General features: G+C 65.3%; 1 protein-coding gene. It reads left to right on the forward strand.

What is annotated here, in order from left to right; all coding sequences use genetic code 11:
* Nucleotides 1-65: 65 nt before the first annotated feature.
* A partial coding sequence (locus BHAP_RS11360; RefSeq protein WP_094730747.1) for an IS110 family RNA-guided transposase occupies nucleotides 66-1134 on the forward strand: 1069 nt, incomplete at its 3' end.

Genomic DNA, 1134 nt, shown 5'->3' on the forward strand with positions numbered 1-1134 from the left:
CGGGCGTCCGGACCTTCTTGCAGGGTCCACGGCGGCCGGAAACCTTCATGACGGGAGGGATGACGATGACTCCGGACGACATCGACGTGTGGGTCGGACTGGACGTGGGCAAGAGCGCGCACCACGCGCACGCCCTCGACCACGACGGCAACACCCTGTACGACAAGCCACTCAAACAGGACGAGAAGGCCATCCGCACGATGCTGGAGAAGCTCTCCAGACGCGGGCGCGTGCTGCTGGTCGTCGACCAGCCCAACACCATCGGCTCCCTGCCGCTGACCGTGGCCCGGAGCATGGGCGTACAGGTCGCCTACCTGCCCGGCACCGCGATGCGCAGGACCGCGCAATTGCTGCCCGGAACCGCGAAGACCGACCGGAGGGACGCGTACGTGATCGCATGGGCCGCGCTCAAAATCCCCGAAAGCCTCAGGGACGCAGGACCGGACGACGAGACCCTCGCCGCCCTGAAGATCCTCGCGGGCCACGACGAGGACCTCGCCCACGAATCCACCCGCCACATCAACCGGCTACGCAGCCTGCTCCTGCAGACCCACCCCGCATTCGAACGCGTCCTGAAGGGCGAACGCGTCACCCGCGACGCGACCCTCGCCCTGCTCGAACGCTACGGAGGCCCCATGGGCATGCGCGAGGCTGGCATCGAACAGGTCAGACGATGGGCCAAGGACAAGGGGATACGTGCCGAACGCATCATCGACGACATGTTCAAGGCCATCGGTGAACAGACCGTTACCGTACCCGGCACCGACATGGCCGAGACCATCATCCCCTCGATCGCCCGCGACATCAAACAGATCAAGGACCGGCGCCGCAACCTCGCCTCGCAGGTCGAGGAGCTCCTCAACGATCACCCTCTTCTCACGGTCCTGACGTCGATGCCCGGGATAGGCGCCAGGACCGCAAGCAACATCCTCCTCGCAATCGGCGGGANCATCTCCCACTTCAAAAACCCGTCCCACCTCGCCGCTTACGCCGGCATCGCGCCCATCACCAGCCAATCCGTCACCATCATCCAAGGCGAACACCCCGCCCGGGGCGGCCACCAACGCCTCAACAACGCACTATGGCAGTCTTCGTTTGTCGCCTCCACTAAACACCCGCCATCCATCGCCTACT

Source organism: Bifidobacterium hapali (genome assembly GCF_002259755.1).
GTDB classification, from domain to species: domain Bacteria; phylum Actinomycetota; class Actinomycetes; order Actinomycetales; family Bifidobacteriaceae; genus Bifidobacterium; species Bifidobacterium hapali.